Annotated in this window: 12 protein-coding genes and 1 tRNA gene; 11 read left to right on the top strand and 2 right to left on the bottom strand. The window is 72.0% G+C overall.

The features are described from left to right. Positions 1–3 precede the first annotated feature (3 nt). The 6 genes from DRV96_RS00345 to glgA all read left to right on the top strand — a co-directional run bounded on the left by DRV96_RS00345 (position 4) and on the right by glgA (position 6504). Entirely contained in the window at positions 4–1470 is a 1467-nt protein-coding gene (locus DRV96_RS00345) for a leucyl aminopeptidase (protein WP_119286430.1), read from the top strand. A 14-nt stretch (positions 1471–1484) separates the two neighbouring features. Further along, positions 1485–1922 carry a DNA polymerase III subunit chi gene (locus DRV96_RS00340; protein ID WP_119286428.1) on the top strand — a complete coding sequence of 146 codons (438 nt, stop codon included), beginning with the start codon at positions 1485–1487 and terminating at the stop codon, positions 1920–1922. Between the two features lie 12 nt (positions 1923–1934). Continuing rightward, complete coding sequence (locus tag DRV96_RS00335; RefSeq protein ID WP_119286425.1) at positions 1935–2366, top strand: hypothetical protein; 432 nt, start codon at positions 1935–1937, stop codon at positions 2364–2366. A gap of 131 nt (positions 2367–2497) precedes the next feature. Continuing rightward, a complete protein-coding gene (locus DRV96_RS00330) occupies positions 2498–3640 on the top strand; it encodes a branched-chain amino acid ABC transporter substrate-binding protein (RefSeq protein WP_119286423.1) in 1143 nt (380 codons plus the stop codon). Positions 3641–3751: 111 nt separating this feature from the next. Next, positions 3752–5023: a glucose-1-phosphate adenylyltransferase gene (gene glgC / locus DRV96_RS00325; protein WP_119286421.1), complete on the top strand. Its 1272-nt coding sequence runs from the start codon at positions 3752–3754 to the stop codon at positions 5021–5023. Next, a complete protein-coding gene (gene glgA / locus DRV96_RS00320; RefSeq protein WP_119286419.1) occupies positions 5020–6504 on the top strand; it encodes a glycogen synthase GlgA in 1485 nt (494 codons plus the stop codon). The genes glgC and glgA overlap by 4 nt, the downstream gene beginning before the upstream one ends. A gap of 8 nt (positions 6505–6512) precedes the next feature. On the opposite strand, the gene DRV96_RS00315 is transcribed toward glgA, so the two are convergent. Together DRV96_RS00315 and DRV96_RS00310 are read right to left on the bottom strand one after the other, a co-directional pair. After that, positions 6513–6603: transfer RNA gene (locus DRV96_RS00315), tRNA-Ser, on the bottom strand. A gap of 44 nt (positions 6604–6647) precedes the next feature. Further along, positions 6648–7028 (bottom strand): DUF2237 family protein, encoded by a 381-nt coding sequence (locus DRV96_RS00310; RefSeq protein WP_119286416.1) that lies wholly within the window; start codon positions 7026–7028, stop codon positions 6648–6650. Between the two features lie 124 nt (positions 7029–7152). On the opposite strand from DRV96_RS00310, the gene DRV96_RS00305 reads away from it, so the two are divergent. The 5 genes from DRV96_RS00305 (at position 7153) to glgX (ending at position 17395) form a co-directional block, all read left to right on the top strand. Beyond that, complete coding sequence (locus tag DRV96_RS00305) at positions 7153–9417, top strand: arginine/lysine/ornithine decarboxylase (protein WP_119286414.1); 2265 nt, start codon at positions 7153–7155, stop codon at positions 9415–9417. Beyond that, positions 9410–10405, top strand: coding sequence for a glucokinase (glk, locus tag DRV96_RS00300; RefSeq protein ID WP_119286411.1), 996 nt, complete (start codon positions 9410–9412; stop codon positions 10403–10405). The genes DRV96_RS00305 and glk overlap by 8 nt, the downstream gene beginning before the upstream one ends. An 87-nt stretch (positions 10406–10492) precedes the next feature. Continuing rightward, positions 10493–13000: a glycogen/starch/alpha-glucan phosphorylase gene (locus tag DRV96_RS00295; protein ID WP_235823227.1), complete on the top strand. Its 2508-nt coding sequence runs from the start codon at positions 10493–10495 to the stop codon at positions 12998–13000. 29 nt (positions 13001–13029) lie between these two features. After that, complete coding sequence (gene glgB, locus DRV96_RS00290; RefSeq protein ID WP_119286409.1) at positions 13030–15237, top strand: 1,4-alpha-glucan branching protein GlgB; 2208 nt, start codon at positions 13030–13032, stop codon at positions 15235–15237. Positions 15238–15241: 4 nt separating this feature from the next. Further along, positions 15242–17395, top strand: coding sequence for a glycogen debranching protein GlgX (glgX, locus tag DRV96_RS00285; RefSeq protein ID WP_119286407.1), 2154 nt, complete (start codon positions 15242–15244; stop codon positions 17393–17395). Positions 17396–17397: the final 2 nt, after the last annotated feature.

Here is a 17397-nt window from a genome sequence, read left to right as displayed (position 1 = left end):
ATTATGGACTTGCGCACCCAGACCCTTCCGGCCGGCGGCCTGGCCGGCGTCACGGCCGACGCGCTGCTGGTCGTCGTCGTCGGCACGGCGGCGCCGCGCGGCCTCGACGCGGCGCTGGCGCCGCTGCTGGCCGACGCGCTCGAGCACGGCGACTTCGAGTTCAAGCCCGCGCGCGTGCTGTACCTGCACCGCCCGGCGGGGTTCAAGGCGGCGCGGGTTGCGCTGGCGGCGGCCACCGAGCCGACGCCGAAGGCGTTCAAGGCCGCGGTCGCGGCGGGGCTCGCCGCGCTGAAGGCGCCGGGCATCAAGCGCCTGGCCGTGGCGGTGGCCGGCGACGACACCGACGCGATCGACGACCGCCACGCCGAGGCGCTCGCGGTCGCGGTGGCCGAGGCGGTCTACGTCTACCGGCACACCAAGCCGAGCGCGCCCGCGGCGCCGGCGCTGGCCGCGGTGACGCTGCTGTGCGCGAAGCCGCGCGCGGCGCTGCTGCAGCGCGGCCTCGTGCGTGGACAGGCGATCGCTGCCGGCGTGACGCTGGCGCGCGAATGCGCCAACCGGCCGGGCAACCACTGCACGCCGACCTTCCTCGCCGAGCAGGCGCGGGCGCTGGCGAAGTCGCACGGTCTGAAGGCCGAGATGCTCGACCGCAAGGACGTCGAGAAGCTCGGCATGGGCGCGTTCCTCGCCGTCGCGCGCGGCTCGCACGAGCCGCTGCGCTTCATCGTGCTGCGCTACCAGGGTGCGGGTAAATCCGACGCGCCCATCGTGCTGGTCGGCAAGGGCATCACGTTCGACACCGGCGGGATCTCGATCAAGCCGGCCGCCGAGATGGACGAGATGAAGTTCGACATGAGCGGCGCGGCCAGCGTGCTCGGCACGCTGCGTGCGCTCGCCGAGCTCAAGCCCCGCGTCAACGTCGTCGGCCTGATCCCGGCGTGCGAGAACATGCCCGGCGGGCGCGCCGTCAAGCCGGGCGACGTCGTGACCTCGATGTCGGGGCAGACGATCGAGATCCTCAACACCGACGCCGAGGGCCGGCTGATCCTGTGCGACGCGCTGACCTACGCGGCGCGCTTCAAGCCGCAGGCGGTGGTCGACGTCGCGACGCTGACCGGCGCCTGCGTGATCGGGCTCGGCCACCAGCACAGCGGCCTGTTCAGCGCCGACGATGCACTCGCCACCGACCTCCTCGCCGCCGGTGCCGCGGCGCTCGACACGGCGTGGCGCATGCCTCTCGACGCCGAGTACGACGAGGCGCTGAAGAGCAACTTCGCCGACATGGCCAACGTCGGCCCGCGTGCCGGTGGCGCGATCACGGCGGCGAAGTTCCTGCAGCGCTTCGCGAAAGACTTGCCGTGGGCGCACCTCGACATCGCCGGCACGGCGTGGAAGAGCGGCGCGCACAAGGGAGCGACCGGCCGGCCCGTGGGGCTGCTGACGCACTTCGTGCTCGCGCGCGCCGCCTGACGCGGAGCGGCAGGGTGCCCGAAGTCGCGTTCCACACCGGACTGCCCGACAAGGTCGAGTACGCGTGCCGTCTGCTGCGCAAGGCGTGGCGGCAGCGCCAGCGCGTGGCCGTCACCGCCGACGCGGCGACGCTCGGCCGGCTCGACGCCGCGCTGTGGACCTTCGAGCCGCAGGGCTTCGTGCCGCACGTGCGCCTGGCCGCCGGCGCGTCGCCGGCACCGCGGCTCGCGCGCACGCCGATCTGGCTCGTCGACGACGGGGCGCGTGCGCCGCAGTGCGACGTGCTGGTCAATCTGGGGCCCGCGCAGGCCGCCGACGCCGGCCGCTACGCGCGCGTGATCGAACTCGTCGGCGCCAGCGACGCCGACCGGCAGGCCGGCCGCCAGCGCTGGCAGGCGTACAAGAGCGCGGGCTGGAACGTCACCCACCACGCCCGCGATGGCGACGGCTGAGGGTGCCTTGCGATGAACCTGCGCCCCTTCGATCCGCGCGTGCAGCCGGCCCGCGTGCCGACGCTGACCGAAGTGCTGGATGCCGCCACGCCGTTGGCGCCGCCGACACCGGCCGAGCCGCTGCCGGTGCTCGTCGAGCCCGTCGAGACGCCCGGCGACGGCCCCGCCGTGGCGCCGCTTTCGTTTGCCGCTCAGCAAGCGGCGCCCGCGCTCGCGGCCGATCCGCAGGCCGTCGCCGACGAGCTGGCGCGCCGGCTCGCACCGCAGCTCGAGGCGCTCGTCGACGCGCGCCTGCGCGCGGCGTCGGCAGCCGTCGCGCAAGCGCTGCTCGCGCACGCGCGACGCACGCTCGCCAACGACGTGCATGCGTGCGTCGCCGCAGCGGTGCGCGACGCGTTGGCCCGCCCCGCGGCGCCGGCCGACGATCCGCGCGCGGGCGGGTAGCGGGGAGGCGGCTTGGCCCGTCGCACGGCGGGGTTGCGGGCTCCCCGGACGAGATCGATGACGATTTCGAGTATCGTTGTCGGCGTTGAGAAACATTCCCATCGCTCAACGCATCCCCACGGAGGTACTAAATGCAACTGAAAGCGAAACTGATCGGCGCGTCTGCGGCGCTGATCCTGGCCGGCGGCGTCTCGGCGCAGGATCTCGTCGTGCGCATCGGCCACGTCGGCCCGACCAGCGGCGCGATCGCGCACCTGGGCAAGGACAATGAGAACGGCGCGCGCATGGCGATCGAAGAGCTCAACGCCAAGGGCGTGACGATCGGCGGGCGCAAGGCCAAGTTCGAACTGCTCGCCGAGGACGACGCGGCCGACCCGAAGCAGGGCACCGCGGCGGCGCAGAAGCTCATCGACAGCAAGGTCAACGGCGTCGTCGGGCACCTGAACTCGGGCACGACGATTCCCGCGTCGAAGCTGTACTTCGACGCCGGCATCCCGCAGATCAGCCCGTCGGCGACCAACCCGCGCTACACGCGCCAGGGCTACAAGACGGCGTTCCGGCTCGTCGCTGACGACGTGCACCTCGGTGGCACGCTGGGCCGCTATGCGGTCGAGACGCTCAAGGGCCAGCGCATCGCCGTCATCGACGACCGCACCGCGTACGGCCAGGGCGTTGCCGACGAGTTCGAGAAGGGCGTCAAGAGCAAGGGCGGCAGCGTCGTCGCGCGCGAGTTCACGAACGACAAGGCGACCGACTTCACCGCGATCCTGACCAGCATCAAGGGCAAGAACCCCGACGTCGTCTTCTTCGGCGGCATGGACGCCGTCGCCGGCCCGATGCTGCGCCAGATGAAGCAGCTCGGCATCAACGCCAAGTTCATGGGCGGCGACGGCATCTGCTCGGGCGAGCTGCCGAAGCTCGCCGCCGGCACGATGGCCGACGGGCAGGTCATCTGCGCCGAGGCCGGCGGTGTCGAAGGCGAGTTCAAGGCCAGCATGGACAAATTCAAGGCCGAATACAAGAAGCGCTTCGGCATCGACGTGCAGCTGTATGCGCCGTACGTCTACGACGCCGTCAACGTGATGGTCGCGGCGATGGTCAAGGCCGGCAGCGCCGACCCGGCGAAGTACCTGCCTGAACTGGCCAAGACCAGCGGCTACAAGGGTGTGACCGGCACGATCGCCTTCGACGAGAAGGGTGACCTGAAGAACGGTGCGCTGACGCTGTTCACCTACAAGGGCGGTCAGCGCGAGCAAATCGCCGTCGTGCGCTGAGTCGCCCGATCGACGCGAGCGTAAGGCGCCGGCCGCGAGGCCGGCGCCTTTTTCGTTGCATCATCCGAGGCCGGCGCCGTTGAGGCGTCGTCGCGCAGCGAGGAGACCTGCATGACCCCGGTGGATCTGGCATCGAGTTTCGACCTGCCCAAGCGCGCCGTCGCGCTGGTGCTGGCCGGGGGGCGCGGCAGCCGGCTGAAGAACCTCACGGACCGGCGCGCGAAGCCGGCGGTGTACTTCGGCGGCAAGTTCCGCATCATCGACTTCGCGCTGTCGAACTGCCTGAACTCCGGCATTCGCCGCATCGGCGTCATCACGCAGTACAAGAGCCACAGCCTGCTGCGCCACCTGCAGCGCGGCTGGGCGTTCCTGAAGTCGGAAATGAACGAGTTCGTCGACCTGCTGCCGGCGCAGCAGCGCGTCGACGAGGAGAGCTGGTACCGCGGCACCGCCGACGCCGTGTTCCAGAACCTGGACATCATCGACGGCTACGACGCCGACTTCGTCGTCGTGCTCGCCGGTGACCACATCTACAAGATGAACTACGCGCTGATGCTGGCCGACCACGTCGCGCACGGGCGGCCGTGCACGGTCGGCTGCATCGAGGTGCCCAAGGCCGAGGCCACCGCGTTCGGCGTGATGGCCACCGACGACTCGCGGCTGATCACCGACTTCGTCGAGAAGCCGGCCGACCCGCCGACGATCCCCGGGCGGCCCGACACGTCGCTGGCCAGCATGGGCATCTACATCTTCGACGCAAAGTACCTGTTCGAGGCGCTGCGCCACGACATGGCCGACCCGGCGTCGAGCCACGACTTCGGCAAGGACATCGTTCCGCGTGCCGTCGCGCAGCGCAATGCGGTGGCGCACCCGTTCGGGCTGAGCTGCGTCGGCACGCGGCCCGGCCAGCAGCCGTACTGGCGCGACGTCGGTACGATCGACGCGTACTGGGATGCCAACATCGACCTCACGGCCACCGACCCGCTGCTCAACCTGTACGACACACGCTGGCCGATCTGGACCTACCAGCCGCAGCTGCCACCGGCCAAGTTCGTCCACAACCTCGCCCACCGTCGCGGCATGGCGATCGAGTCGATGGTCTCGGGCGGCTGCATCGTCTCCGGGCGCACGTGGCGCACGCTGCTGTTCTCAAACGTGCGCGTGCACTCGTACGCGCAGGTCGACTGGTCCGTGCTGCTGCCCGACGTCGAGGTCGGCCGCCACGCGCGGCTGTCGCGCGTCGTCGTCGACCGCGGCTGCGTGATCCCGGAAGGCATGGTCATCGGCGAAGATCCGGCCGACGACGCGCGCCGCTTCCTGCGCACCGACAACGGCATCACGCTCGTCACGCGCGAGATGCTCGCGCGCCTCGCGTCGGCATGAGGGTCCTGCAGGTCGCGGCCGAGGTGTTTCCGCTGGTCAAGACCGGCGGTCTGGCCGACGTGCTCGGCGCGCTGCCGCAGGCACTCGCCACCTGCGGCGCCGACGTGCAGCTGCTGCTGCCGGGGTTTCCTGCCATCGGCGACGCGCTCGGCGGCGCACGCACCGTCGCGCGGCTGGGCCCGCTGTTCGGCGCGGCGCGGGTCGACCTGCTGCACGGCCGCCTGCAGGGCCTGGACACGCCGGCCTACGTGATCGATGCGCCTTACCTGTACCGCCGCGACGGCAACCCCTACCTCGGCCCCGACGGCCACGACTGGCCCGACAACCTGCAGCGCTTCGCCTTGCTGGGCTGGGCTGCGGCGCACCTGGCCGCCGGCGAGCTCGACCCCGACTGGCATCCGGACATCGTCCACGCGCACGACTGGCACGCCGCGCTGGCCTGCGCCTACCTCGCGATGCACCCGACGACACCCGCCGGCAGCGTGTTCACGGTGCACAACCTTGCATACCAGGGGCTGTTTCCGCTCGGCGACTTCGCGCTGCTCGGGCTGTCGCACCGGCTGCTGTGGCCGCACGGCATCGAGTTCCACCGCCAGGTCTCGTTCATGAAAGCCGGGCTGCTGTACGCCGACCGCATCACCACCGTCAGCCCGACCTACGCGCGCGAGATCGCCACCCCCGAGTTCGGCTGCGGCCTCGACGGCGTGCTGCGCGACCGCGGCCACGACGTGCGCGGCATCCTCAACGGCGTCGACCGTGAGGTCTGGAACCCCGCCACCGACCCGTGGATCGCGGCGCGCTACGACGCGACGTCGCTCGGCGGCAAGGCGTACTGCAAGGCCGCGCTGCAGCGCGAGTTCGGTCTGGAGGCACGCGCCGACGCGCCGCTGCTGGGCGTCGTCAGCCGGCTGACGTCGCAGAAGGGCCTCGACCTGCTGCTCGGCGCGCTGCCCGCGCTGCTGGCGCGTGGCGGCCAGCTCGCGGTGCAGGGCACCGGTGACGACGCGCTCGAGCAGGCCTTCCGCCGCGCGGCCGAGCAGCATCCGCGGCAGGTCGCGCTGCACATCGGCTACGACGAGCCGCGCGCGCACCGGCTGGTGGCCGGCGCCGACGTGATCGTCGTGCCGTCGCGCTTCGAGCCCTGCGGGCTGACGCAGATGTACGGCCTGCGCTACGGCACGCTGCCGCTCGTGCGCCGCGTCGGCGGGCTGGCCGACACCGTCGTCGATGCCGACCCGGTCGCGCTGGCCGAGGACCGCGCCACCGGCTTCGTGTTCGACGCCGCGCACCCGAGCGCGCTCGAGGCGGCGCTGGCGCGCGCGATCGCGCTGTACCGCGAGCCGGCGCAGTGGCAGCGCGTCATGCGCCGCGCGATGGCGCAGCAGTTCACCTGGGATGCCGCGGCGCGTCAGTACCTGGCGCTGTATGAGGAGGCGCTGCGCGCTCGGCGCGAGACGCCGCGCAAGCCCGGCGCACGCTGAGGCCGCGATGGCGGAGGGAGCGGGATTCGAACCCGCGGTGGGCTGTTGACCCACACACGCTTTCCAGGCGTGCGACTTAAACCACTCATCCATCCCTCCGCAGGGACGGCCGGCGTGCGGCACGCCGATCGACGAGGCGCGGATTATCCCACCGCGCTCCAGGCGTGCTGCTGCAGCTGCTCGAGCGTCACGTGGTGCAGCGCGCGCTCGTGCGTCGCTTCGAGCACCACCGGCGGTGCGCAGCCGGCGCGCAGCGCCTCGGCCCAGCGCAGCGCGCACACGCACCAGCGGTCGCCCGGCTTCAGGCCGCGGAAGCGCATCTCGGGCCGCGGCGTGATCAGGTCGTTGCCGCGCTCGAACTGGAAGTTCAGGAACTCGACCGTGACGCGCGCGCAGATCACGTGGCTGCCATGGTCGTTCTCGTCGGTGTGGCAGCAGCCGTCGCGGTACCAGCCGGTCAAGGGATCGTAGGAGCACGGCACGAGGTCGGTGCCGAGCACGTTCTTCGCGGGCTTCGGGGTCATCGGCGGCAGGCGTGGCAGCGAACGCGGACAGTCTAGCCAGTGCGCCATGCCACGAGCGCGTCGTGGGAACGGGCCTACACTGCGCCGTTTTTGCCGCTTTCCGTCGCCTGCGAGGACCGCCGCCATGCTGCGCTTCCACTTCCCGATCGTCATCATCGACGAGGACTTCCGCTCCGAGAACGCCTCGGGGCTGAGCATCCGCGCGCTCGCGCAGGCGATCGAGAAGGAAGGCTTCGAGGTGCTCGGCACGACGAGCTACGGCGACCTCAGCCAGTTCGCGCAGCAGCAAAGCCGCGCCAGCGCGTTCATCCTGTCGATCGACGACGAGGAGATCGCCGCCGAAGGGGGCGAGGAGGGGCCGGCCGTCGAGGCGCTGCGCAAGTTCATCCGCGAGATCCGCTTCCGCAACGCCGACATCCCGATCTACCTCGCCGGCGAGACGCGCACGAGCCAGCACATCCCGAACGACATCCTGCGCGAGCTGCACGGCTTCATCCACATGTTCGAGGACACGCCGGACTTCGTCGCGCGGCACATCATCCGCGAGGCCAAGGCCTACCTCGACGGCCTCGCGCCGCCGTTCTTCAAGGCGCTGATGGACTACGCGCAGGACGGCTCGTACTCGTGGCACTGCCCGGGGCACTCGGGCGGTGTCGCGTTCCTGAAGAGCCCGGTGGGGCAGATGTTCCACCAGTTCTTCGGCGAGAACATGCTGCGCGCCGACGTGTGCAATGCCGTCGAGGAGCTCGGCCAGCTGCTCGACCACACCGGCCCGGTGGCGGCCAGCGAGAAGAACGCGGCGCGCATCTTCAACGCCGACCACTGCTTCTTCGTCACCAACGGCACGAGCACGAGCAACAAGATCGTCTGGCACCACACGGTGGCGCCTGGCGACGTCGTCGTCGTCGACCGCAACTGCCACAAGAGCATCCTGCACTCGATCATCATGACCGGGGCGATCCCCGTGTTCATGACGCCCACGCGCAACCACTACGGCATCATCGGCCCGATCCCGCAGCACGAGTTCTCGCGCGAGGCGATCGAGAAGAAGATCGCCGCGCACCCGCTGCTGCAGGGCGTCGACGCGAAGACGGTGCGCCCGCGCATCATGACGCTCACGCAGAGCACCTACGACGGCGTGCTCTACAACACCGAGACGATCAAGGGCATGGTCGACGGCTGGGTCGAGAACCTGCACTTCGACGAGGCGTGGCTGCCGCACGCCGCGTTCCACCCGTTCTACGGCAGCTACCACGCGATGGGCAAGAAGCGCGCGCGCCCGCAGTCGACGGTGGTCTATTCGACGCAGTCGACGCACAAGCTGCTCGCGGGGCTCTCGCAGGCGTCGCAGGTGCTGGTGCAGGACTCGCAGCAGGTCGGCCTCGACCACCACCTGTTCAACGAGGCGTACCTGATGCACACCAGCACGAGTCCGCAGTACGCGATCATCGCCAGCTGCGACGTCGCCGCCGCGATGATGGAGCCGCCCGGCGGCACCGCGCTCGTCGAGGAGAGCATCAAGGAGGCGCTCGACTTCCGCCGCGCGATGCGCAAGGTCGAGCGCGAGTTCGGCCACGACTGGTGGTTCACCGTCTGGGGCCCCGACCGGCTTGCCGACGAGGGCATCGGCCGCGCCGCCGACTGGGTGCTCGCCGCCGGCGATGCGTGGCACGGCTTCGGCGAGGTGTCGGCGGGCTTCAACATGCTCGACCCGATCAAGAGCACGATCATCACCCCCGGGCTCGACGTCAACGGCAAGTTCGACCAGACCGGCATCCCGGCCGGCATCGTCACCAAGTTCCTCGCCGAGCACGGCGTGGTCGTCGAGAAGACGGGGCTGTACTCGTTCTTCATCATGTTCACGATCGGCATCACGAAGGGCCGCTGGAACACGCTGCTGACGGCGCTGCAGCAGTTCAAGGACGACTACGACAAGAACGCGCCGCTGTGGCGCATCCTGCCCGAGTTCGTCGCCAAGCACCCGCGCTACGAGCGCATGGGGCTGCGCGACCTGTGCCAGGCGATCCACGAGGCCTACGCCGAGGGCGACGTCGCACGGCTGACGACCGAGATGTACCTGTCGGACCTGCAGCCGGCGATGACGCCCACCGACGCCTACGCCTGCATCGCCAAGCGCCGCACCGAGCGCGTGCCGATCGACCGCCTCGAGGGGCGCATCACGACCTCGCTGCTGACGCCGTACCCGCCGGGCATCCCGCTGCTGATCCCCGGCGAGCGCTTCAACAAGAAGATCGTCGACTTCCTGCGCTTCGCGCGTTCGTTCAACGCCGCGTTCCCCGGCTTCGCGACCGACGTGCACGGGCTGATCGAGGACGTCGACGCCGACGGCCGCAAGACCTACGCCGTCGACTGCGTGCGCGATGCCTGAACCCGGCGTGGCGGCGCCGCTGCCGTGGCTCGTGGCCGACGTCGGCGGCACGCACGCGCGCTTCGGCCTCGTCGAGGCGTCCGGCGGCGGCGTGCGCCACGTTCAGGCGCTGCGCACCGCCGACTTCGACGGCCCGGCCGAGGCGGCGCGCGCCTACCTCGACGCGCGCCGCGCCGACGGCGCGCTCGCGCACGCACCCCGGGCGGCGGCGTTCGCCGTCGCGACGCCCATCGGGCGCGAGCCGATCGCGCTGACCAACGCGCGCTGGTCGTTCACCCGCGCGCAGCTGCGCGCGGCGCTCGGCGTCGAGCGGCTGCGCGTGCTCAACGACTTCGAGGCGCTCGCGCTGTCGCTGCCGGCGCTGCCGCCCGAGCACCTGCGCGTGCTCGGGCCGTGGCCGCCGCCGGACGGCACGCGCGCCGTCGTCGGTCCGGGCACCGGGCTCGGCGTTGCCGGCCTGGTGCGCACGCCGTGCGGCTGGCACGCCGTGGCGGGCGAGGGCGGGCATGCGACGCTGGCCGCCGGCGACGACTACGAGCAGGCCGTCGTCGCGCACGCGCGGCGCGAGTTCGAGCACGTCTCGGCCGAGCGGCTGCTGTCGGGCATCGGGCTGCCGGTGCTGCACCGCGCCGTGGCCGCGGTCGAAGGTATCGCGGCGCCGGCGCTCGATGCGCCGGCGATCGTGCAGGCCGCGCTCGACGGCGGCGACGCGCTGGCCGCGCGCACGCTCGATACGTTCTGCGCGCTGCTCGGCAGCTTCGCCGGCAACGTCGCGCTCACGTTCGGTGCGCGCGGCGGGCTGTACGTCGGCGGCGGGATCGTGCCGCGCTTCGCCGAGCGCTTCGCAGCGTCGCGCTTTCGCGCGCGCTTCGAGGCCAAGGGCCGCTTCGCGCCGTACCTGGCCGCGATCCCGACGCCGCTGATCGTCGACCCGCACGCGACGCTGGCCGGCGCCGCGGCGGCGCTCGGCGCGGCGCCCGACGCCTGACTTCGGGCCGCACGGTCAGGCGTCGGCACGCACCGCGTGGCGCATACTTTGCTTGACCCAAACCACAAGAAATCGCAGGGAGAGGCCGTGACGACCCGTTCCGTCCCCACGCGCCCGGCGCCGTCGGCGCGCCGGCGGGCGCTGCCGTCGGTGCGCAGCGTGTTCCACGACGCGCTCGACCAGCAGCTGCTGCGCCGCGCCGACGGCATCGCCGATGCGCGCCGCTCGCCGCCCGACGTGTGGCTGCGCGCGGCCGCCGCCGTGTGCATGGGCGAACTCGAGCGCCGCTGGGCGGCGACGCAGGCCGAGGACCTCGCGCTGCTGACGCGCAAGCGCGCCCCGGCCCGCGGCGAGGCGCCACCGCGGCGGGTGCACTACCTGTCGATGGAGTTCCTGATGGGCCGCGCGCTCGGCAACGCGCTGGCCGCGCTCGGCCTCGACGACGAATTCCGCCGCCACCTCGCGGCGTCCAAGCTCGCGCCGGCCGACGTGCTCGAACGCGAGCGCGATGCCGCGCTCGGCAACGGCGGCCTCGGGCGGCTGGCGGCGTGCTTCCTCGACTCGTTCGCGATGCTCGGGCTGCCGTCGTTCGGCTACGGCCCGCGCTACGAGTACGGCATGTTCGCGCAGAAGATCGTCGACGGCTGCCAGGTCGAGGAGCCCGACGACTGGCTGCGCGGCGGTGGCAGCCCGTGGGAGGTACGCCGTCCCGAGCTGCAGTACGAGGTCGGCTTCGGCGGCCGCGTCGAGTCCGACCACGGACGGCGCCGCTGGGTGCCGGCCAAGACGGTGCTGGCCAACGTCTACGACTTCATCGTGCCGGCACCGGGCAGCGAGCGCGTCTCGACGCTGCGCCAGTGGCGCGCGCGCGCCACCGGCAGCATCGACTTCGAGCTGTTCTGCCGCGGCGAGCACGTCGAGGCCGGGCGCGAGCGCATCGAGGCCGACATCCTCAACTGGGTGCTGTACCCCGACGACAGCACGCCGGCCGGGCGCGAGCTGCGGCTGAAGCAGGAGCACTTCCTCGTCAGCGCGTCGCTGCAGGACATCGTGCAGCGGCACCTGCGCGAGCAGGGCCGCATCGACAACTTCGGCGACAAGAACGTCATCCACCTCAACGACACGCACCCGGCGCTGGCGCCCGTCGAGCTGATGCGGCTGCTGATCGACGTGCACGGGCTCGACTGGGACAGGGCGTGGGCACAGACGCACAAGGCGATCAGCTACACCAACCACACGCTGCTGCCCGAGGCGCTCGAGACCTGGCCGGTGTGGATGTTCGAGTCGCTGCTGCCGCGGCACCTCGAGATCGTCTACGAGATCAACCACCTGTTCCTCGACGACGTGCGCCGGCGCCACCCGCACGACCACGACCTGCTGCGCCGCGTGTCGCTGATCGACGAGTCGGGCGAGCGGCGCGTGCGCATGGCTGCGCTGTCGATCGTCGCGGCGCACCGCGTCAACGGCGTCTCGCAGCTGCACTCGCAGCTGATGGTGCAGTCGATCTTCGCCGACTTCGCGCACCTGTTTCCCGACCGTTTCACCAACGTCACCAACGGCGTCACGCCCAGGCGCTGGCTGATGCAGGCCAACCCGGGGCTGGCCGCGCTGATCGACGAGCAGCTCGGCGCGACCTGGCGCCGCGACCTCGACCGCCTGCACAAGCTCGCCGCGCACGCCACCGACCGCCGGCTCGGCCGTGCGGTGATGAAGGTCAAGCGCGCCAACAAGCTGCGGCTGGCCGCGCTGATCGAGCGCGAGGTCGGCGTGCGCGTCGATCCCGACAGCCTGTTCGACGTGCAGGTCAAGCGCGTGCACGAGTACAAGCGCCAGCTGCTGAACCTGATGCACGTGATCGCGCGCTACCACGCGATGCTCGCCGACCCCGACGCCGACTGGGTGCCGCGCACCGTGATCCTGGCGGGAAAGGCGGCGTCGGCGTACCGCGCCGCGAAGGCCATCGTGCGCCTGGCGCACGACGTCGCCGCGGTCGTCAACGCCGACGCGCGGTTGCGCGACCGGCTCAAGGTCGTGTTCCTGCCGAACTACAGCGTCTCGCTGGCCGAGGTGATCATGCCGGCGGCCGACCTGTCGCAGCAGATCTCGACCGCCGGGCTCGAGGCGTCGGGCACCGGCAACATGAAGTTCGCGCTCAACGGCGCGCTGACGATCGGCACCTGGGACGGCGCCAACATCGAGATGGCGCAGGCCATCGGCGAGGAGCACCTGTTCGTGTTCGGGCTGCGCGCCGAGCAGATCGCACAGCGCCGCGTCGAGGGCTACCAGCCGCGTGCGCACTACGAGCACGATGCGCGGCTGCGCGGCGTGATCGACGCGCTGCTGCGCGGCGACTTCAGCGCCGGCGACCCCGGGCGCTACCGCAGCCTCGTCGAGCCGCTGCTCGACCACGACCGCTACATGCTGATGGCCGACTTCGACGACTACCTGCGTGCGCAGCGCGAGGTCGACGCGCTGTACCGCGCGCCCGCACGCTGGGCCGAGAAGGCGCTGCGCAACATTGCCGGCATGGGCCACTTCTCGAGCGACCGCACGGTCCGCGACTACGTCGAGCGCATCTGGTCGCACGTGCCGTGAGGCCGCACGGGACAGGCGGGAGCGAGGGCATGCTGGGCGAAGCCGACGTCGCGGCGCTCGTCGAGGCGCGCCACCCCGACCCGTTCGCCGTGCTCGGACTGCACGCCGACGCGCGCGGCGTGCTGTGGGTGCGCGCGCTGCTGCCCGGCGCGCACGCGGTCGCGGTGCTCGAGCGCGACGGCGGCCGCCGCGTCGCCAACCTGACGCTGCGTCACGGCGACGGGCTGTTCGAGGGCGTGGTGCCCGACCGCGCCGAGCGCTTCGCATACCGCCTGCTCGTGACCTGGGCCGACGGGCGCGAGCAGCAGCTCGCCGACGCCTACGCCTACGGCTCGCTGATCGACCCGACCGAGATCTACTACCTCGGCGAAGGCAGCCACCTGCGCCCGTACACGGTGCTCGGCGCGCACGCGATGGAGGTCGACGGCGTGGGCGGCGTGCGCTTCGCGCTGTGGGCGCCGAACGCGCAGCGCGTGAGCGTCGTCGGCGACTTCAACGGTTGGGACGGGCGGCGCCACCCCATGCGGCTGCACCACGGCGCGGGCCTGTGGGAGATCTTCGTGCCGCACGTCGCCATCGGCGACCGCTACAAGTACGAGCTGCGCACGCGCGACGGCACCGTGCTGCCGCTGAAGGCCGACCCCTACGCACGCGCGTGCGAACTGCGCCCGGCCACCGCGAGCGTCGTCGCGCCGCTGCCGCCCGCGCAGCCGCTGCCGCCGGCCCGCGCCGAGGCCAACGCGCGCCACGCGCCGGTGTCGATCTACGAGGTGCACCTCGGCTCGTGGCGCCGCCACCCCGACGGCGGCTTCCACGACTGGGACCTGCTCGCCGCGCACCTGCCGGCCTACGCCGCGGACCTCGGCTTCACGCACGTCGAGCTGCTGCCGGTCAGCGAGCACCCGTTCGACGGCTCGTGGGGCTACCAGACGCTGGCGCTGTACGCACCGACTGCGCGCTTCTCGGCGCCCGTCGAAGGCCGCCCGCGCGTCGGCGACCCGGCCGGCTTCGTGCGCTTCGTGCAGGCGTGCCGCGCGCACGGGCTCGGCGTGCTCGTCGACTGGGTGCCGGCGCACTTCCCGACCGACGCGTGGGGGCTGGCACGGTTCGACGGCACCGCGCTGTTCGAGCACGCCGACCCGCGCGAAGGCTTCCACCGTGACTGGAACACGCTGATCTACAACTTCGGCCGCCACGAGGTGCGCAACTTCCTCGTCGGCAGCGCGCTGTACTGGATCGAGCGCCTGGGCGTCGACGGGCTGCGCGTCGACGCGGTGGCGTCGATGCTGTACCGCGACTATTCGCGCGAGGAAGGGCAGTGGGTGCCCAACGTGCACGGCGGGCGCGAAAACCTCGAGGCGATCGCGTTCCTCAAGCGCGTCAACGAGGTGATCGGCACGCAGTGCCCCGGCGCGATCACGGTGGCCGAGGAGTCGACCGCGTTTGCCGGCGTCACGGCACCGACCTACGCCGGCGGTCTGGGCTTCCACTACAAGTGGAACATGGGCTGGATGCACGACACGCTGGCCTACATGCGCGAGGATCCGGTGCACCGCCGCTGGCACCACGACAAGATGACGTTCGGGCTGATCTACGCGTTCAGCGAGAACTTCGTGCTGCCGCTGTCGCACGACGAGGTCGTGCACGGCAAGGGCTCGATCCTCGGGCGCATGCCCGGCGACGACTGGCAGCGTTTCGCGAGCCTGCGCGCGTACTACGGCTTCATGTGGGGCCACCCGGGCAAGAAGCTGCTGTTCATGGGGCAGGAGTTCGCACAGCCCGGCGAGTGGAACCACGACGTCGAGCTGCCGTGGCACCTGCTGCAGCACGAGCGTCACGCCGGCGTGCAGCGGCTCGTGCGCGACCTCAACGCGCTGTACCGGCGCGAGGGCGCGCTGCACCGCCTCGACAGTGAGGCGGCCGGCTTCGAGTGGATCGCGGTGCACGAGGCGGCCGACTCGGTGTACGCGTGGGTGCGGCGCGACGACGCCGGCGGCGCCGTCGTCGTGGTGTGCAACTTCACGCCGGTGCCGCGCCACGGCTACCGGCTCGGCGTGCCCGACGGGCCCGTCGCGTGGCGCGAGTGGCTCAACACCGATTCGGCCTACTACGGCGGCTCGAACTTGGGCAACGGCGGGCGCGAGCTCGCGGTGCACGAGGTGCCGGCGCACGGCCGCGCGCGCTCGATCGTGCTCGACCTGCCGCCGCTGGCCACGCTGTTCCTCGGCCCGGCCTGACGCGATGCCCGGATTCCGCCTGCCCGCGCGCCTGCAGCCCGGCCGCACCGAGCCGCTGGGCACGCTCGCGCGTGACGGCGGCGTCAACGTCGCCGTGTGGTCCGACCACGCGCAGCGCATCGAGCTGTGCGTCTTCGACACCACCGGCGCACGCGAGGTGCGCCGCTACGAGATGTACGGCCCGCGCGACGGCGTGTTCCACGGCTTCCTCGACGGCGCCGGGCCGGGGCTGGTCTACGGGCTGCGCGCGCACGGGCCGTGGCAGCCCGAGCGCGGGCACCGCTTCAACCCGCACAAGCTGCTGCTCGACCCGTGGGCGCGCGAGATCGTCGGCCACTTTCGCTGGCGGCCCGAGCACTTCGGCTACGAGGTCGGCCACCCCGACGGCAACCGCGCCCCCGACCGGCGCGACAACGCGGTGCACGCGCTCAAGGCGCGCGTCGCGCCGCCGCCGGCGGTCGCGCCCGGCGTCGCCAACGCGCCGCGCCACCGCACCGCCGACCTCGTGCTGTACGAGACGCACGTCAAGAATTTCACGCAGCGCCTCGACGCGGTGCCGCCCGAGCTGCGCGGCACCTACGCCGCGCTGGCGCATCCGGCCGCGGTGGCGCATCTGCGGCGGCTCGGCGTGACGACGCTGTCGCTGCTGCCGGTGCAGTGGCACCTCGACGAGATGGGCCTCGTCGAGCGCGGCGCCGTCAACCACTGGGGCTACAACACGCTGGGCTTCTTCTGTCCCGACCCGCGCTTCGCGACCGCGGCCGTGCGCGGCGACCCGCACGCGGTGGCCGCCGAGTTCCGCACGATGGTCGCCGCGCTGCACGACGCCGGCCTCGAAGTCGTGATCGATGTCGTCTTCAACCACACGCCCGAGGGCGACGAGAACGGCCCGACGCTGTCGTGGCGCGGGCTCGACAACGCGAGCTGGTACCGCGCGCGCGCCGACGACCCGAGCCGCATCGAGAACCTCAGCGGCTGCGGCAACACCGTCAATGTCGCGCACCCGCGCGTGACGCAGTTCGTCCTCGACGTGCTGCGCTACTGGGTGCACGAGATGGGTGTCGACGGCTTCCGCTTCGACCTCGCGCCGGTGCTCGGGCGCACGCGTCACCACGGCTTCGACCCCGACAGCGCCTTCTTCGTCGCGCTGCGGCAAGACCCGACGCTGGCGCGCGCGCACCTGATCGCCGAGCCGTGGGACCTGGGCTACGACGGCTACCAGCTCGGGCGCTTCCCGGGCCGCTTCCTCGAGTGGAACGACAAGTTCCGCGACAGCGTGCGCCGCTTCTGGCTGCACCGCGGCGTGGGCCGCGGCGAGCTCGCGCGGCGCTTCACGGCCAGCAGCGACCTGTTCCAGCACGGCCACCGGCGGCCGAGCGCGTCGGTCAACTACGTCACCTCGCACGACGGCTTCACGCTCGCCGACGTCGTCAGCTACGCGCACAAGCACAACGAGGCCAACGGCGAGGGCAATCGCGACGGCCGCGACGGTGAGCCGGCGTGCAACTTCGGCCACGAAGGACCGAGCGACGACCCGGTGATACGGCAGCGGCGCGCGCGCGTGCAGCGCGCGCTGCTGGCCACGACGCTGCTCGCGCAGGGCACGCCGATGCTGCACGGCGGCGACGAGCTCGGCCACACGCAGCACGGCAACAACAACGCCTACTGTCAGGACAACGCGATCGGCTGGCTCGACTGGGGCCGCGCCGACGCGGCGCTCGTCGACTTCACCGCCACGGTGCTCGCGCTGCGCCGCAGCGAGCCGGCGCTGCACCACGACGTGTGGTTCCGCGCCGACGCGGCGCGCAACGGCGAGCGCGGCGTCGTGTGGTACCGCCCCGACGGGCGCGAGATGCAGGTCGACGACTGGCACGACGGCGGTCAGCACGCGTTCGCGTGCGTGATCAACCTGCGCGGCGACCCGACGCCCGAGGGCCAGGTGGAGGCCGAACGCTCGGTGCCGCTGGCCGTGCTGTTCAACCCCGAGCCGGTGGCGGTGCCGTTCGTGCTGCCCGACGGCCCCTGGCGTCTGCGGCTGGACACCAGCGGCGAGCTCGCGCCCGGGGTGGGGCTCGGCCGCCACGCGCGGCTCGCGGCGCCGGCGTCGGCGCTGCTCGTTTTCGCCCACGAGACCCCCGACGCGGCGCCGCCCGCCTGACC

Origin of the sequence: Azohydromonas sediminis, assembly GCF_003574675.1 — a bacterium.
Taxonomy (GTDB): domain Bacteria; phylum Pseudomonadota; class Gammaproteobacteria; order Burkholderiales; family Burkholderiaceae_C; genus Calidifontimicrobium; species Calidifontimicrobium sediminis.
This window is presented reverse-complemented; position numbering and strand designations above follow the sequence as displayed.